Source organism: Aquitalea sp. S1-19 (genome assembly GCF_024343515.1).
Map to the genome: position 1 here is coordinate 1 of NZ_RJTZ01000081.1, position 16,025 is coordinate 16,025.

A 16,025-nucleotide genomic window follows, 5' to 3' on the forward strand; every position below is an offset into this window, starting at 1 on the left:
ACCAGCGCGCGCCAGCAATTCGGCCGCCACTTGCTGATTGAGCGCATTGTCTTCGGCCAGCAAGATACGCGCACCGGCCAGAGCCCTGGCCGTATCGCCCTCCTCCCGTGGCATCGCATCCGGCGTACCCGGCACCGCACGCCCAAGCCAGACCCGCGCCCAAAAGGTGCTACCAACCCCTTCGCGGCTGTCGACGCCGACTTCACCGTCCATCAAAGCGGCCAGACGGTGCGAGATCGCCAGTCCAAGGCCGGTACCGCCATACTGGCGCGTAGTCGATACATCGGCCTGCTCGAAAGGCTGGAACAGGCGCGCACGCGCATCTTCACTCAGGCCGATGCCGGTATCGCTGACCGATAGCAAGAGCGCCACCTTGTCGCCCTGCTCGCCATCCAGATGCACATGGATCACCACCTCGCCGCTGGGGGTGAATTTGATTGCATTGCCGGTGTAATTGATCAGAATCTGTCCCAGACGCAAAGGGTCACCCAGCAGCACCGCCGGCACATCGGGCGCCACATCCAGACGCAAGTCCAGATGCTTGCTTTGGGCGCGCTCACCCAGCAGATTCAGCACATTGTCCAGCACCGATGCCAGCGTGAACGGCACGGACTCCAGCACCAGTTTGCCGGACTCGACGCGGGAAAAATCGAGGATGTCGTTAATAATGGCCAGAAGATGGCGGCTGGACAGCGCGATCTTGTCCAGATAGTCGCGCTGGCGCGCAGAAAGCTCGGTCCCCAGCGCCAGATGAGTCATGCCGATAATGGCATTCATCGGGGTGCGAATTTCATGACTCATATTGGCCAGAAAATCGGCCTTGGCTCGTGCCGAATCGCGCGCTGCCTCGCGTGCGCTAACCAGGTCATTCACGTCGACATTGACGCCGATGGCACGCAGCGGCAGCCCGGCACCATCGCGAATAATGCGCGCATTCACATGCAGCCAGCGCGCCTCCCCCGAGGGCAGCAAGATGCGCCAGTCGTCTTCGAAATTGCTCTCACGCCCCTCCAGCGCACTGACAAAGTGGCGCATGGCTTCATCCCGGTCGGCAGGATGCAGCAAGGCCTGCCATGCGGCGAGCGTGCCGGAGAAGGTGCCCGGCGCCAGGCCGAACATCCGCTCCAGTTGCGGTGTCCAGTAGTTGTGGCCACTGGCCAGATCCAGATCGAACACCCCGACCCGCCCGGCTTCCTGCGCCAGCGCCAGACGCTCGTTGGCCTGACGCAAACAGGCTTCCATTTGCTTGCGCTCGCTGATGTCGACAAAAGTGCCCACCAGACCGCCGGGTTTGCCGTCGCTGCGTGCAAAGCCCGACACCCAATACAGGGTGTCGTGTAACTGGCCATCGGCATAGGGTATGGCCACTTCCGTCTGCAACTGGCCCAGCGTGCGGATCATTTCCTCATCTTCGCGCTGGTAACGCAGCCGGTCGGCCTCGGGCAGAAAATCCAGCTCCAGCACGCGCTTGCCCACCAGATCGGCGCGCAAAACGCCGAATGCCTGTTCATAAGCGCGGTTAAAGCCGAGAAAACGGCTGTCTTCACCCTTGTAAAACAAGGGGTAAGGAATGGTATCGAGCAAAGCGCTCTGAAATGCCAGCTGGTCATCCAGCCGGATGCGCGCCTGATGCTCGGCGCTGACGTCGCGCACCGCCACACATACCACGCCCTTCTGCCCGCCCAGTTGCGGCAGGCGGCTCAAGCCCAGCTCGGCGCTAAAGCGGCTGCCATCCATGCGCCGGGCGGGCAAATCCCGCCCCAGCACGGCCGAGCCGGCTTCGCTGCTCAAGCGCGCATAGAGCACGCCATATTCATCGCCCAGCAAGCTGGCTAGCTTGGTGCCAATCAGGCTGCCATCGGTACCGGCAAACAAGGCATGTGCACGCGGGTTGGCCAGCGTTACTTTTTGTTCCTCGTCCAGCACCAGCATACCGTCAGGCGCGGCCTCGATCAGGCTGCGATACCATGCTTCCGTCTGGCCAAGCTGTACTTGCTGTGCCTGCAGCTCTGCCGTCTGCTGCTCCAGCCGCTTTGCCTGCTGCTGCGTCGCCTCCAGCAGATAGCGCGATTTTTGCACCCGCTCGAGGATTTCCAGATTCAGCGCCAGCAATGGCAACAAGGCATCCAGCAAGACTTGCTGGCGCACATTCAAAGGCGAGAGCAGCGACAACTCCAGCACCGCCAGCAGGCGCTGGTTCAGGCACACAGGCAGGATACGGACCTGGGCGGGATGCATGGCACCGGCCGCCCAGGCGATGAGCCCCTCGGATGGCAGGCTCAAGGTCAGCGGTTCACGATCCAGCGCACACTGGCCGACCAGCCCCTCGCCATAGGCCAGACAGTTTTTTACTGCGCCATCCGCCGCGCCTCCGTAACTCCCTACCAGGGTCAGTGCCTGCCTGTTTTCCCGATGCAGATACAGGAGTGCGCCCCCCAACCCCAGCAAGGGCGCAAGACGGGCCAGCATGCGCTGCGCCAGCTCGCTCAGGCTGGCCGACTGCTGCATTTCGCTGGCAATATGCGCCGTTTCCACCTTGACCCAACGCTGCAGCTCCATTACCCGGTACACATCGCGCAAACGGGCCAGATGCCGCGCCAGCACCCCGCTTTCATTTTGCAAGCTCAGCGCCGGAATCGGCGTATCCAGTCGCGCGTCGGCAATGGCCGCCATGGCCTGGGTCAAGGCATCCAGCGGCCGGCGTATCGCCCGCGTCACCCACCATGCGCAGCCCAGCAACAAAACCGCCGCCAGCACAAACCAGAGCAAGGTTGCACGGACTTCTTGCTGGTAATTCTGCATCATGCCGCGCCAGGTCTCGCCGGCGCGCACATCACCCAGGCGGCGGATTTCACCCAGTGTGTCATCCAGTTGCTGCTCGGGGCTTTGTGGAGAAACCAGCAAGGTCAGCGCCCAGGCTTCATCGCTGCGCCCGCGCTCGGCCAGCGCCAGCACCGTTCCTCTTTGCGCCATAAACTGTTCGAACTGCACGATCGCCGATTTTGCCAGTACCGGAACGGTGTAGGCCTGCTGATCTACACTACCCAATGCCTGCAAGCTGGCGAGTACGCGCGCATCGCTGCGTATCAGCGCTTGCTGCAAACTCGCGCGCATGGCGGCATCCGGTTCCATAATGATGTCGCGTAACAGGCGTCGCCCCAAGAGCACCTCGTAGCGCGCCTCGGCCGACAATTGCGTACTGCGATAAACCTGCTGATAAAAGTCATCCGACAGGCGTGCCATATGTGCAAGGCGCGGCAAGGCGGTCAGGCTTGCGCCGGCCAGAATCAGCAAGGCAACGCAAGCGAAGGCAAGCATGTATTGCCAGGTCGTGCGGTTGGCGAAAAAACGCTGCAGGGCTGGCCACATACCGGAAGAGTCCATATCAGGGAAGCTGGGTGTCCTTCCTTTATAGGAAAAAATGCCATTCAAAAATATAAAACAAGGCAAAACAACAAAAGGCATAGCAAACATGAGTGCATCACTGGATGAGCTGTTACTGCGTATCCGCGCCTGCCGCGTCTGTGAGCCATTTCTGCCGCTGGGTCCGCGCCCGGTCGTTCAGGCAGCATCCAGTGCACGCATCCTGATTGCCGGACAAGCACCGGGACTGAAAGTACATCAAAGCGGGATTGCATTTGACGACGCCTCGGGCGAGCGCCTGCGTGGCTGGATGGGTATCCCGCGCACACTGTTTTATCAGGCCGACAAGATAGCCATCGCACCAATGGGGTTTTGTTATCCGGGTAAGCAAGGAAACGCCGATGCTCCGCCCCGAGCGGAGTGCGCGCCCTTATGGCGCCGGGCGCTGCTTGAGCAGCTGGACAGCATCCAGTTGACGCTGGTCATCGGTCGTTATGCCCAAGTCTGGCATTTGGGCGGCAAACAAAGCCTGACCGAAGCGGCACAGGCGTGGCGCGACCATGCGCCGGGGCTGTTTGTCCTGCCCCACCCCAGCCCGCGCAACCGGCCCTGGCTTGCCCGCAATCCCTGGTTCGAGGCCGAGGTCGTGCCGGTGCTACGCCAGACCGTCGCACGGGTACTGGCGGCGTAAGCGGGCACTGCAAATAAAGCGCGGACAATGCTTGCGTATTGGATACAGTCTCTTTAAAGTGCATTCGATTATTTGCGAGCGCGCACTTGCACCTAAAAAAGCGCAAACAACAATAAACGGAGATATTTATGGCTATCAGCGTGTTTGACCTGTTCAAAATCGGCATTGGCCCGTCCAGCTCCCACACCGTGGGTCCGATGCGCGCGGCGCGCACTTTTGTCGGGCGCTTGCAGCGCGACAAACTCCTGGCGCGCACCGCCATGGTCAAGGCCGAAATGTTCGGCTCGCTAGGCGCCACAGGCAAGGGGCACGGCTCGGATATCGCCGTCCTGCTGGGGCTATCCGGTGAAGAACCGCAACTGATCGATCCGGACACGGTACCGGCCAAGCTGGCCCGCATCCGTGAGGGCAAGCAGATCAATCTGATGGGCAAGCATCCGGTGCGTTTTATCGAAGATGAACACCTGATCCTGCACAAAAAAGCCAGCCTGCCTTACCACCCGAATGGAATGACATTCGAAGCCTTCGACAATCAGGGCGTCTTGCTGTCCAAGCGCGCCTATTACTCGGTCGGTGGCGGTTTTGTGGTGGACGAGGCGGCTATCGATGCCGGCTTCACCCCGCCGGGCGCTGCCAGCCTGACCCATCCGTTTAGCAGCGGTGCCGAATTGCTGGCGCTATGCAAAACCCACAATAAATCGATCAGCCAGATCATGCTGGAGAACGAACTGGCCTGGCGCGACGAAGCCACCATACGCGCCGAGCTATTGAAAATCTGGCAGGTGATGCAAGCCTGCGTGATCAAGGGCTGCGAGCGTGAAGGCATCTTGCCTGGCGGCATGAAGGTACAGCGCCGCGCCGCCGCCTTGCACCGCCAGTTACTGGCGGCTCCCGAGGCCGCACTGCGCGACCCTTTGACCGTACTGGACTGGGTCAATCTGTATGCATTGGCCGTCAATGAAGAAAACGCCGGTGGCGGGCGCGTGGTAACTGCCCCGACCAATGGCGCCGCCGGCATTATCCCGGCCGTGATGCACTACTATGCGCGCTTCGTGCCCGGTGCCAACGACGACGGTATCGTGCGCTTTTTGCTGACCGCCGGTGCCATCGGCATCCTGTTCAAGCTCAACGCCTCGATCTCGGGCGCCGAAGTCGGCTGCCAGGGCGAAGTCGGCTCGGCTTGCTCGATGGCAGCTGGCGCGCTGGCCGAGGTACTGGGCGGCACACCGGAACAAGTAGAAAACGCGGCTGAAATCGGCATGGAGCATAATCTGGGGCTGACCTGCGACCCGGTGGGCGGTCTGGTACAAGTGCCGTGCATCGAGCGCAATGCCATGGCCTCGGTCAAGGCGATCAACGCCGCACGCATGGCACTCAGAGGGGACGGCAAGCACTTTATCTCGCTGGATCGCGTGATCCGCACCATGCGCGATACCGGTGCCGACATGAACAGCAAGTACAAGGAAACCGCGCGTGGCGGCCTCGCCATCCACTTTATCGAGCTGCCGGTGAATATTGTCGAGTGTTAAGCCACAACAGGGCTTGACGAACGAGCCGGTGGACTTTATAGTGCGCCCTGTCGCTGCATCACATCGCAGCGGATACGGGGGTATAGCTCAGTTGGTAGAGCGCTTGCATGGCATGCAAGAGGTCAGCGGTTCGATCCCGCTTACCTCCACCAGAATTAAAAAAAGCCGAAGCTGATGCTTCGGCTTTTTTGCGTCTGCGCTACAGATCACCCCAGTCCACTCCCCCGCCCGACCCGTACATGGTCACCCTGCGTATCTTGGTCATGCAAATTTCCTCGGTAGGTGATTTTCCCACCTATCGAGGTGTCTGTGATTATTAAACCACTACAAACCGATAGCGTGAGGATGTGACGTTGGTAGCGCATGTTCGGAACCAGGATTTCCCTCATAGGGGTTTTGAACCAAATCAAGCATTTCATCCAGCAGGTCTCCAAGCAAGGCGCAGTGATGTTTAATGATTGCCTTGTCCGTTCTTGGTGCACATGTTTGAAGCTCTACAAGTGACTTGCTGTATGCCTTCGCAAGCACACTGCCGTAGTCATACGCAAATTGCCGTTCCGCAGGAATCCGATGGGTTGCGTCTATCCTTGAGCAAACAGCTTGAATTCGCAATACGTCTAGAGCGGGTTGCCTTGCGACTTTGAGTGGCATGAGAGACAGATCAAAGGATGCCACCTCGGAATTTGATTCCAACGCACGACTCGCCTCGGCCCACATTTCTGCGAACACAATCGACAAGCCTTTCATAGATGAAAGGCTCTCTACGTCATTACCACCATGCTCGGCAAGTTCAGACCTTAATAATGCCAAGTAGTACAAGCCCAGAGCGTCAGCGTACGCATTCACTCCTTGCACATTCGCTGCCACGCCCGCGACACAGCCAGGCTCTTCAAGGTATTCCTTTGTGATGCCGTAGAGGGCCGTTCGCTTTTCGAGGGTCTTCCCGAACGGCATGAACTCCACGATACGCTTGCAGTAGCAGAAGGTTACTGAACTCCCCATGGTTTCTCTCCTTGTTGGGTGGATAAAACTGAAACATAACGTTGGAATTCAGCGGACCGCTTTAGCGGGTCCGCTGGAATGACTTGTTAGATTTCATCCAATCATTCGACCACAGCCGTCGCAAGCACGAGAACAACCATGGGCCAACCTTTGGTCTTCGCCTTTCTGGGTGATCTCGTTATATCGATTATCCATGAGGTTTGTGATATTTAGAGTTTTAGGATCTGCGTTTCTAAAATCAAATAATTGATTTTCCGGGAGACAGAACCATAACTTTCCTTCCGAAGAGACAAACATTCTTCGACACACTCTACAAGCATCTCGTTCATGTGTTGTTTGTTTTACCGAGACGTTTCCAGTAGGAAGTGCGTAGACATGTGTCATGTCTAGCTTTTTGTACTGGTAAACCATGCATTGATCCATAAGTTTAGCCTTTAGTGGCTCTGCATCTACAAAATTTGCTTTGTAATAGTCCCAGTTGTCTTCATGCCCAATTAGCTCCATAAAATGAACCATCGCTCCTCTGGAGTGAGCAAATTCAATTATCTCCTCCCAATCTTCTTGATTGTGCTCTTTTAGTAATACGCAATTAATTTGATAGCGATCAAGGCCAGGATACTTGGCCACAGAATCCAGACTGCTTTGCTTTAGGCTGGATTTATAAAGAGACTTGTAGTTCGTTGGATTTAGAGTGGTTATGCTATGTGTAATCCATGTCAAACCGGATGACACCATTTCGTTCATTAGGCCTGGCGTAAGCAAATGGCCATTTGTGGCTATTCCTATTTCAGAGAAGCCGGCAGCTTTTGCGACTTTAATGACTTCAACTATGTCCTTTCTAATCAATGGCTCACCGTAAGCCCCTCCGCTGATTTTGATGATCTTCATTCCAGCTTTAATAAAAGCTTCACAGATATTCGCAATTTCATCTATTGTGAGCTCTTTCACTTTTGGAGGTGCCTTTGTACAGAACGGGCATTGCAAATTACACCGCTCCGTCACAAGTAGCTTAACCATATTCGTGCAAACTTTTGAATATGGTGAATTCATATAATTATCAAGTTGTTTTTGCATGTCACTACTCCTTGTAATAGTAATGGGTTGTGGAAATCTAACGTGAAATGTACACACTACAGTGTGTATAACAATGCACGTCCCTGTCGCTTTGCATTGATATTTAAGCGAATGAAAAAGCATGCGCGGAGTTGTACACATCCCGACGGGACTGCTGTGCCGCGTTTACTCGATGGCTGGTGCGGAAAGCTTGGCGTATGGCTGTAAGCTAGGAAGCAAGTCGCTATAAGTCAATTTGGTGCGGCGTTTTTACGTTTTGACTATCGTGCCAGTGGTGGGGGCACTAGCCGAGGTGGCTGCGCTGTGGGCACATGTTGGGAGTAGCCGCCGACAGATCCAGCCTATGTATTGGCTACAGGAAGCATTAGGTCGAGGCTACCAACTCTGAATTGGGGCATCGCCATAAAAAAGGCAGCTCCTCAATAAGAGGAACTGCCCTGAATAAAGCCTGAGTGCCAACCACCTTCCAGCGATACCCCGCCAAAAGCTGAGTCAGCCACAGGATTTCAGCTTACGGGGTAAAACCTTTCAACTTAACCGCAAGCCCCAACGTGACCGCAGGCGGTGCAGAACTCACAGCCGTCTTTCTTGATCAGCGCATGGTTGCCGCACTCAGGGCAAGCCTTGCCTGCCAGCTGTTTCATCGTACTGCCGGCTTCGGCCACAAACAGATCGCTCTGCTCAGGCACCATCACGCCCATTTCTTCGACCGGCACGCCTTCTTCGGTCAGAATGCCCAGCATGGCAAAGCGGTGGATCAGCAGCCGCGCCACATAGGCGATGGTCGATGGCCAGCTCTGCGACTTGTCCAGCCCCGGAATGCGGGCAAAGAAATCTCCCTGCGCTTCGGCATACGACATCAGTTTGCGCAGCTTCATGCCGATCCAGGCCGGATCGATGACGCGCATATCGAGGCTGAGCATCTTGCACAGACCATCGAACTCGCTCGGATAGTTGCCTGCCAGCCACATCGAGTAAGGACGGCGCTGGCCGTTAGGCAAGACCAGTTCCTTCACGAACAGCACAAAGTCGTCGCCGGTTTGCGGATTGACGATATCGACCGACCAGCTCATGGTGCCGTCGGTGCCGGACTTGGGCTCTTTGCGGGCAAACAGCGCATCCATCACCGGTGTCGAATCACCGGCTTCGGCCTCCAGCGCCCCCAACTGCATCACGCGATGCTGTACCACCTGCCCCAGTGCTGCCGAAGCCGAGGTGGCGTAAATCATTTTCTCGCCCAGCTCGAAGGCATAGCGCTTGTCGCCGCTGGTACGTGCCAGCACATCCAGCTTGGCGGCCAGCCAGGCGCGGTCGCGGCAACGCATATCCATGGACAGGGTCTTGGCAATCGCGCCCAGACCACGCTGCTCTTCGGTCGCATTCACCCAGCACTCGAACGGGCTGCTGCGGCCATTTTCCACATGGCCGACTACCACGGCAAAGTTGCCGGATGCGCCTTCGACCATATAAGTCCACGACGGGTTGCCCTCTTTCATTTTCGGACGGTGCGGCCACTTAAGCGAAGCCAGTGCCGGGCTAGGCGCGGTATTCAGCGTAATGCGGCGATCCGGATCCCCATCCTGGCTAGCGGACAGGTCTTGCGGCGTTTCCTTGGTCGGTTCGACCGACAGCACCGAACCGATCACGCTGTTCGGGCGATAGGTGGTGATGCCCTTAAGGCCAGCCTTCCAGGCTTCGAGATACAGGCTCTCGAAGTCGGCAAACGGATAGTCGACCGGTACATTGACGGTCTTGGAAATCGCGGTATCGATAAATGGCGCGACAGCCGCCACCATCTGCATATGATCCAGCGCGCCCATGCTCATGGCCGAGACGAAATAATCCGGCAACTGGTCGGTGTCGCCACCCAGCATGCGGTACACGCGGTAAGCGTGGTCTTCCACCACATAATCCTGCGTACCGCCGTCAGCCATGCGCTTCTTGCGGGTATAGAACCACGAGAATGGCGGCTCGATGCCGTTGGAGGCATTGTCGGCAAAGGCCAGCGAAATGGTGCCGGTTGGTGCGATCGACAGCAAATGCGAGTTGCGGATACCGTGCTTCTTGATGCGCGCCTTGATGGCCTCGGGCAGGCGGCTGGCGCAATGCGGTGCAGCCAGATACTTGTCGGCATCAAATAGCGGGAAGGCACCCTTCTCGATCGCCAGGTCAACCGATGCGTCGTAAGCGGCATCGCGCATCGCTTCGGAAATCTTGGCGGCAAAACGGCAGCCTTCGGCGCTGTCGTAACGCACCTTGAGCATGATTAGCGCGTCACCCAGGCCGGTGAAGCCCAGACCCACGCGACGCTTGGATTGCGCCTCGTTTTCCTGCTCCTTGAGCGGCCAAACGGTCAGGTCGAGTACGTTATCCAGCATGCGCACGGCCATGCGCACCACTTTTTCGAAGGCCTTGAAATCAAACGACGGCTTGTCGCCGAACGGCTGGCGCACGTATTTGCACAGGTTGACCGAACCCAGATCGCAGCAACCATAATCCGGCAAAGGCTGTTCGCCGCACGGGTTGGTCGACTCGATCACTTCGCAGTAGCTGAGGTTGTTGTCCTGATTGATCTTGGACATAAACAGCACGCCCGGCTCGGCATGGTCATAAGTGGAAACCATGATCTGGTTCCACAGGTCGCGCGCACGCACGGTGCGATACACCCACAGGCCGTCTTCGCGCTGATAGTTGCCGGGGAAGGCATCGGAAGCGGGCTCGACCGCGTGGGTCAGCGCCCATTCGCTGTCGGCATCCACAGCCTGCATAAAGGCATCGGACACACCGACCGAGATATTGAAATTCTTCAGGTCGCCCTGGTCTTTGGCATGGATAAAGTCTTCGATATCCGGATGGCTGACATCCAGCACGCCCATCTGTGCGCCACGGCGGGCACCTGCCGACTCGACCGTCTCGCAGCTGCGGTCAAACACACGCATATACGATACCGGGCCGGAGGCGCGGCTATTGGTCCCCTTGACGCGCGCACCTTTAGGACGGATACGCGAGAAGTTGTAACCGACACCACCGCCACGGCGCATGGTTTCGGCCGCCTGCAACAGGGCCTCGTAAATGCCGACCTTGCCCAGTTGCGGCTCGGAGACCGAGTCACCTACCGGCTGCACAAAACAGTTGATCAGCGTGGCCTTGAGATCGGTGCCGGCGGCGGAGTTGATGCGCCCACCCGGGATAAAACCGTTATCCAGTGCTTCGAAAAACAGCGGCTCGAAACGGGCAGGCTCTTTTTCCAGCTGTGCCAGTGCGCGCGCCACGCGCTGGCGTACCTGGCTAACCGAGGTCTCGCCGCTCTTGGCGTACTTCTCCAGCAACACTTCACGCGAGATATCCTGCTCAGCCATCAAGGCCACATTTTCCTGTTTCACCGCTACCCCTCCCATTCACCCGCAATATCAATATATACGCACTCGGCGCGCAGTATGACACAAGCTGTTGATGATTTAAACGTTGACAAACCGCTCAAAACAACCATCACCAACGATTATCCAGGCCGTCAAAATCCGGCAAGGGCGCGAGTCTCGCGCAAAGCACAAGCAACCGCAAGGGGAAAACCGGTGGAAAAACTGTGGGTAAAACAAGACACTGCCCGCCCCTCCCAGCCATGCCGCGCCATAGCTGGAATAGGCAGGAAAACCGACTGGCTACGATGGCGAGTCTATCTATAAAAAACTGCCGCCAAATCGCCATGACATGTAGGATTGATCTGATAAACACATCACACCCTCTCCTGACACAGGACGCTTAAGCCATGAACTTTCTGACTACGGATCTGTACGACGCCAACGAAGGCCGGGTACAGGTTATGCTGCCCCTATTGCAAAGCTATGGCGGCCGCCCACGCTTTTTTGGGCAAATCGTCACCCTCAAGCTGTTCGAGGACAACACGCTGGTGCGCGAAGTGCTGGGCACGCCAGGCTTGGGCAAGGTACTCGTAATAGATGGCGGTGGTTCGCTGCGCTGCGCGCTTTTGGGTGACCAGATCGCAGAGCTGGCGGTTAAGAATCAGTGGGAAGGCGTGGTGATCTGGGGCTGTATCCGCGACTCGGTCGCCATCAATCAGCTCGACATCGGCGTACGCGCACTGGCAACCAACCCGAAAAAATCGGTCAAGCGCGGCGAAGGCCAGCAAAACCTGCTGCTTAGCTTCGGAGATGTCACCTTCACACAGGGAGAATGGCTGTACGCCGATGAAGACGGCGTCTTGTTGTCAGCCGTGCAGCTACAGTAAGCGGCAACTCCGCCACGCAACAACTGCCGCTTGTGCGGCCGTTGATATAGAGAAGATAGGGCAAGACTTAATCCAGGCCCAGCATGTCCTTCGCCAGCGCTTCGGCGACCTTGATGCCATCGACACCAGCCGACAGGATGCCGCCGGCGTAGCCTGCGCCCTCACCCGCCGGATACAGACCCTTGACGTTCATGCTTTGCAGCACTTCATTACGCTTGATGCGCAAGGGACTGGACGTACGCGTCTCCACCCCGGTCAGCACCGCATCATTCATATCATAACCGCGGATCTTCTTGGCAAAAGCAGGGATCGCCTCGCGCATCGCTTCAATCGCATAGCCGGGCAAGGCGCTGGCAAGATCGGTCGGCGTCACCCCCGGCTGATAAGACGGCGTGACCGAGCCCAGCGCGGTCGATGCCCGGCCTGCGATAAAATCGCCCACCAGTTGCGCCGGCGCATTGTAGTTGCTGCCGCCCAGCACATAGGCACGCGATTCCAGATCACGCTGCAAGCGCATGCCGGCCAAGGGATCGGTTCCCGGAAAATCCTTAGGCTCGATATTAACCACCAGGCCTGCATTGGCATTGCGCTCGGCACGCGAGTACTGGCTCATGCCATTGGTCACCACGCGCCCCGGCTCGCTGGTGGCGGCCACCACCTGCCCGCCCGGGCACATGCAGAAGCTGTATACCGCACGCCCATTGCTGGCCTGATGCACCAGTTTGTAATCGGCCGCGCCCAGCATTTCGTGGCCGGCATATTTGCCCCAGCGCACTTCGTCGATCAGCTTCTGCGGGTGTTCGATGCGGAAACCGACGGCAAACGGCTTTTGCTCCAGATAGACGCCACGTTCGTGCAGCATCTCGAAGGTGTCGCGCGCGCTGTGGCCCAGCGCCAGCACGATATGGCGCGAGGCAATCTCGTCGCCGTTTTCCAGGCGCAGGCCGCGCACCTGCTTAGTGCCGTCCGCCATCTCGTCCAGCAGCAAGTCGCTGACCTTAGCCTGGAAACGAATCTCGCCACCCAGACGCTCGATTTCGGCGCGCATCTTCTCGACCATGCTCACCAGGCGGAAGGTGCCGATATGCGGGCGATTGACATAGATAATCTCGTCCGGCGCGCCAAAACGCACAAACTCCTCCAGCACCTTGCGCCCCAGATGGCGCGGGTCCTTGATCTGGCTATAGAGCTTGCCATCCGAAAACGTACCGGCACCGCCCTCACCAAACTGCACATTAGACTCGGGGTTAAGCTTGTTATTACGCCACAGACCCCAGGTATCCTTGGTGCGCTCGCGCACCTTCTTGCCGCGCTCAAGCACCACAGGCTTGAAGCCCATCTGCGCCAGCACCAGTGCGGCAAAAATACCGCATGGGCCAAAGCCGACCACAACGGGGCGCTCGGCCAAATCTTCCGGCGCTTGGCCGACAAACTGGTAGCGCATATCCGGCGTCATGCCCACATGCGTGTCTTTGGCGAATTTTTTCAGCAGGCGCTCTTCGCCGGTCACCGTGATATCGACGGTGTAGGTGAGCGCCATCACCGAGCGGCGCGCATCGAAGCTGCGCTTGTAAACGATAAAATCCTGCACATCGCCTGCGGGCACGCCCAAGCGGGCAATAATGGCGTCACGCAAGGCGTGTTCGGGATGGTCAAGGGGAAGCTTGATTTCAGACAATCGCAACATGGGGAATCGGGGTCCTGGGCTGGGCGCACACTACGGCGCAGAAGCCATTACAAATCAACAAGGTGCGCATTGTAAGAGAGGCAGCGCTTTCGCGGTAGCCGCCGAAGGAAAAAAGCCCGTGCGCAAAGCCGCGTTCAAAGCGCCTGACGCCGCGCTTTGCGCCGCTGCCAGGCCCAGGCCGAACTCAAGCGCCACAATGTGCTGACCGCCAGGTAGACCAGAGGTGCCAGCACGAAGGCAATCAACACCAGCCCCAATAACAAAAGCTTACCCACACCGCCCAGATCCGACCACCAACTGGCGTCGCCGCTAAAAGACACCCCGGCCCCGCCCTCGCCACCAAGCAAAAAATTACCTAAGCGATAGGCCAGATAATAGATAGGCGCGAAGGTCAGCGGATTGGTCACCAGGGTAGACAAAGCCGCCGCGGCCACATTGGCACGCAGGGCAATGGCCGCCATCACCGCCAGAAGTATCTGGGCAAACGGAGTCAACAGGCCGAAAAACACGCCCAGCGCCATACCCAGCGCCACGCTGTGACGGCTCAGATACCATAACTGCTCCCGCCCAAGCCAGGGCGCAAGCCAGCCCAAGCCTTTGCGCTGGCGCAGGCTTTGCGCATCAGGCAACAGACGGCGCAACTGTTTTTTCACGAACACTCTCCGCTCTCAACGAAAAACAAGGCGACAAGCACGACAAACAGCACTCAAGGCTTTTGCGCGGCAGCCAATCCCAGACACGGGTCTTCTCTAGACGTGGTCGCTACTGCGATAGCCAGATCATACTCCGAAGCGGACTGCCCCTGCTCGATAAAGCCCACCACCCACAAGGGGACAGACTCAGGCAGCCAGCGCGGCACGCCCATTGCCCGCCCGACATGGCCATTACCAGCAATCAGCACTGCCCCCTGACTACGGTGCTGCAACAATGTGTCCGCCAGCACCACATCGCGCGCCACCTGTGCGCGCACCATGGCCGGCATGGCCTTGGCCGGCAGCATGCCGCAGTGTCCCTGATCCAGCGCTTGACGCTGACGATCTTCCAGCGCCGCCGGCAAGGGCTGATCCAGCCGGTAGCGCTGGCGCGTTGCCTCATCCAGCACGGCCGCGTAACCGTTTTTCATGATTTTGCGTGCATCAGCACGCGACAGATTGCCCGCGATCAGCGGCAACTGGTATTGCTGTGCCAAGGCAAGCAAGGGCTGATACAAGGCCCAGTCCCAGCCTTCACCGCCGGCCTGCCGTACAATACATGCGGCATCCATCTTGCAGTGCTGGCGCGCCGCATCCAGCTCTGCCTGCCGTTCACGATCGAACATTTCCATCACCAGCGCCGGGCGCCAGCCCGAGCTCAGGGCTGTCTTGAGCAGTGCCAGCCTTTGCGCGTGACCATCGGGGTTGTCATGCACCTCACCCAACAACACCACATGGTCAGCACGCATCCAGGCATCCGCCTGCCGGCCAAGTTCGTCTGCGCACGCCGGCAAAGCGCACAGCAGACCCAATAGCGCAAACAGCCAACGGTTCGAATTCAACACGGCGCCCCCCTAAAAATTCGCTCCAGACTCACACGATACAGGCGGGTAAGCCATGCGCCAATGCCCGCCATGCAGCACGCTATCAGGCAAGGGCAAAGCACCATGCAAACAGGACATCCTGATGATGCCCTGTTGATGGGAAAGCGCCTGCGCTCACGGGCTGGGGATGTACAACTCAGCCGGACAGGCTCACATTTTTTCCTTTACATCATCCGCCGCCTTGGTCACCCCCTGACCTGCCGCCTTCACATCCTGCCCCATGCCGGCCATGGTATTGCAGGCCGCGAGTAAGAGCGTCGTCAAAATCACGGCAGCGGCCGTTTTGATTCCCTGTTTCATCTTAATCCTCCTTAGATGTGAGATCACCGACGGGTGATGCCCTCAGGATAGGCATCCGATTGCGTATTTGCCGGCGAGTCGCTACGGGACTTAGGGGTTGCCCGCCCTCATGCGCGCCTTCGCCAGCCGGAACTAGCCCCGCTGCGCCCACACCTCTACAATGCGCGGATGACTACACCACGCTTCGTTCACCTTCGTGTGCATTCCGAATTTTCCGTCAGTGACGGCATCGTGCGTCTTGGCGACGCCATCAAGCGCGCGCGCGCCGACCAGATGCCGGCACTGGCCATGTCCGACCTGATGAACCTGTTCGGGCTTGTCAAGTTTTACAAGGGCTGCCGCGATGCCGGCATCAAACCGATTATCGCCTGCGATATCTGGCTGGAAAACGAGGCGGACCGCGACAAACCCAGCCGTCTGATGCTGATCGCCAAGAACCGCGCCGGCTACGGCCGCCTGTGCGAACTCTTGGCTGCGGCCTTTACCGGCAACCAGGTGCGCGGACGCGCCGAGATCAAGCGCGAGTGGCTGGAAGACGGCGACAATAGTCAGCTGAT

12 protein-coding genes and 1 tRNA gene are annotated in these 16,025 nt (G+C 58.3%); 5 read left to right on the forward strand and 8 right to left on the reverse strand.

Annotated elements, in window-relative coordinates; genetic code table 11:
* On the reverse strand, positions 1-3,369 hold a 3,369-nt coding region (locus EGI20_RS12445), incomplete at its 3' end, for a PAS domain S-box protein (protein WP_498631830.1).
* Positions 3,370-3,472: 103 nt separating this feature from the next.
* Between EGI20_RS12445 and EGI20_RS12450 the strand changes: the two genes are divergently transcribed.
* From EGI20_RS12450 to EGI20_RS12460, 3 genes are all read left to right on the forward strand, one after another.
* Entirely contained in the window at positions 3,473-4,054 is a 582-nt protein-coding gene (locus EGI20_RS12450; protein ID WP_498631831.1) for a uracil-DNA glycosylase family protein, read from the forward strand.
* A 128-nt stretch (positions 4,055-4,182) separates the two neighbouring features.
* Positions 4,183-5,583, forward strand: a complete 1,401-nt coding sequence (locus EGI20_RS12455) for an L-serine ammonia-lyase (RefSeq protein ID WP_498631832.1) — start codon at positions 4,183-4,185, stop codon at positions 5,581-5,583.
* Between the two features lie 76 nt (positions 5,584-5,659).
* Positions 5,660-5,735, forward strand: a tRNA-Ala gene (locus EGI20_RS12460).
* Positions 5,736-5,907: 172 nt separating this feature from the next.
* Here EGI20_RS12460 and EGI20_RS12465 read toward each other — a convergent pair.
* The 3 genes from EGI20_RS12465 to EGI20_RS12475 all read right to left on the reverse strand — a co-directional run bounded on the left by EGI20_RS12465 (position 5,908) and on the right by EGI20_RS12475 (position 11,042).
* Positions 5,908-6,585: a hypothetical protein gene (locus EGI20_RS12465; protein WP_498631834.1), complete on the reverse strand. Its 678-nt coding sequence runs from the start codon at positions 6,583-6,585 to the stop codon at positions 5,908-5,910.
* Positions 6,586-6,678: 93 nt separating this feature from the next.
* Positions 6,679-7,659 carry a radical SAM protein gene (locus EGI20_RS12470; protein ID WP_498631836.1) on the reverse strand — a complete coding sequence of 327 codons (981 nt, stop codon included), beginning with the start codon at positions 7,657-7,659 and terminating at the stop codon, positions 6,679-6,681.
* 533 nt (positions 7,660-8,192) lie between these two features.
* Positions 8,193-11,042 carry an adenosylcobalamin-dependent ribonucleoside-diphosphate reductase gene (locus EGI20_RS12475; RefSeq protein ID WP_498631838.1) on the reverse strand — a complete coding sequence of 950 codons (2,850 nt, stop codon included), beginning with the start codon at positions 11,040-11,042 and terminating at the stop codon, positions 8,193-8,195.
* A gap of 383 nt (positions 11,043-11,425) precedes the next feature.
* Between EGI20_RS12475 and rraA the strand changes: the two genes are divergently transcribed.
* Positions 11,426-11,905: a ribonuclease E activity regulator RraA gene (rraA, locus tag EGI20_RS12480; RefSeq protein WP_498631840.1), complete on the forward strand. Its 480-nt coding sequence runs from the start codon at positions 11,426-11,428 to the stop codon at positions 11,903-11,905.
* A gap of 67 nt (positions 11,906-11,972) precedes the next feature.
* Here the strand turns inward: rraA and EGI20_RS12485 are convergent, their stop codons facing one another.
* From EGI20_RS12485 to EGI20_RS12500, 4 genes are all read right to left on the reverse strand, one after another.
* On the reverse strand, positions 11,973-13,592 hold the full coding sequence (locus tag EGI20_RS12485; RefSeq protein ID WP_498631841.1) for an NAD(P)/FAD-dependent oxidoreductase: 1,620 nt from the start codon (positions 13,590-13,592) through the stop codon (positions 11,973-11,975).
* A 134-nt stretch (positions 13,593-13,726) separates the two neighbouring features.
* Positions 13,727-14,245, reverse strand: coding sequence for a DUF2062 domain-containing protein (locus EGI20_RS12490; RefSeq protein ID WP_498631843.1), 519 nt, complete (start codon positions 14,243-14,245; stop codon positions 13,727-13,729).
* Between the two features lie 53 nt (positions 14,246-14,298).
* Complete coding sequence (locus EGI20_RS12495) at positions 14,299-15,126, reverse strand: ChaN family lipoprotein (protein ID WP_498631844.1); 828 nt, start codon at positions 15,124-15,126, stop codon at positions 14,299-14,301.
* A 192-nt stretch (positions 15,127-15,318) separates the two neighbouring features.
* The gene (locus EGI20_RS12500) at positions 15,319-15,468 is read right to left on the reverse strand and encodes an entericidin A/B family lipoprotein (RefSeq protein ID WP_220789336.1); all 150 of its coding nucleotides are present in this window, start codon (positions 15,466-15,468) and stop codon (positions 15,319-15,321) included.
* A 168-nt stretch (positions 15,469-15,636) separates the two neighbouring features.
* Here EGI20_RS12500 and EGI20_RS12505 point away from each other — a divergent pair.
* A partial coding sequence (locus EGI20_RS12505; protein ID WP_498631846.1) for a PHP domain-containing protein occupies positions 15,637-16,025 on the forward strand: 389 nt, incomplete at its 3' end.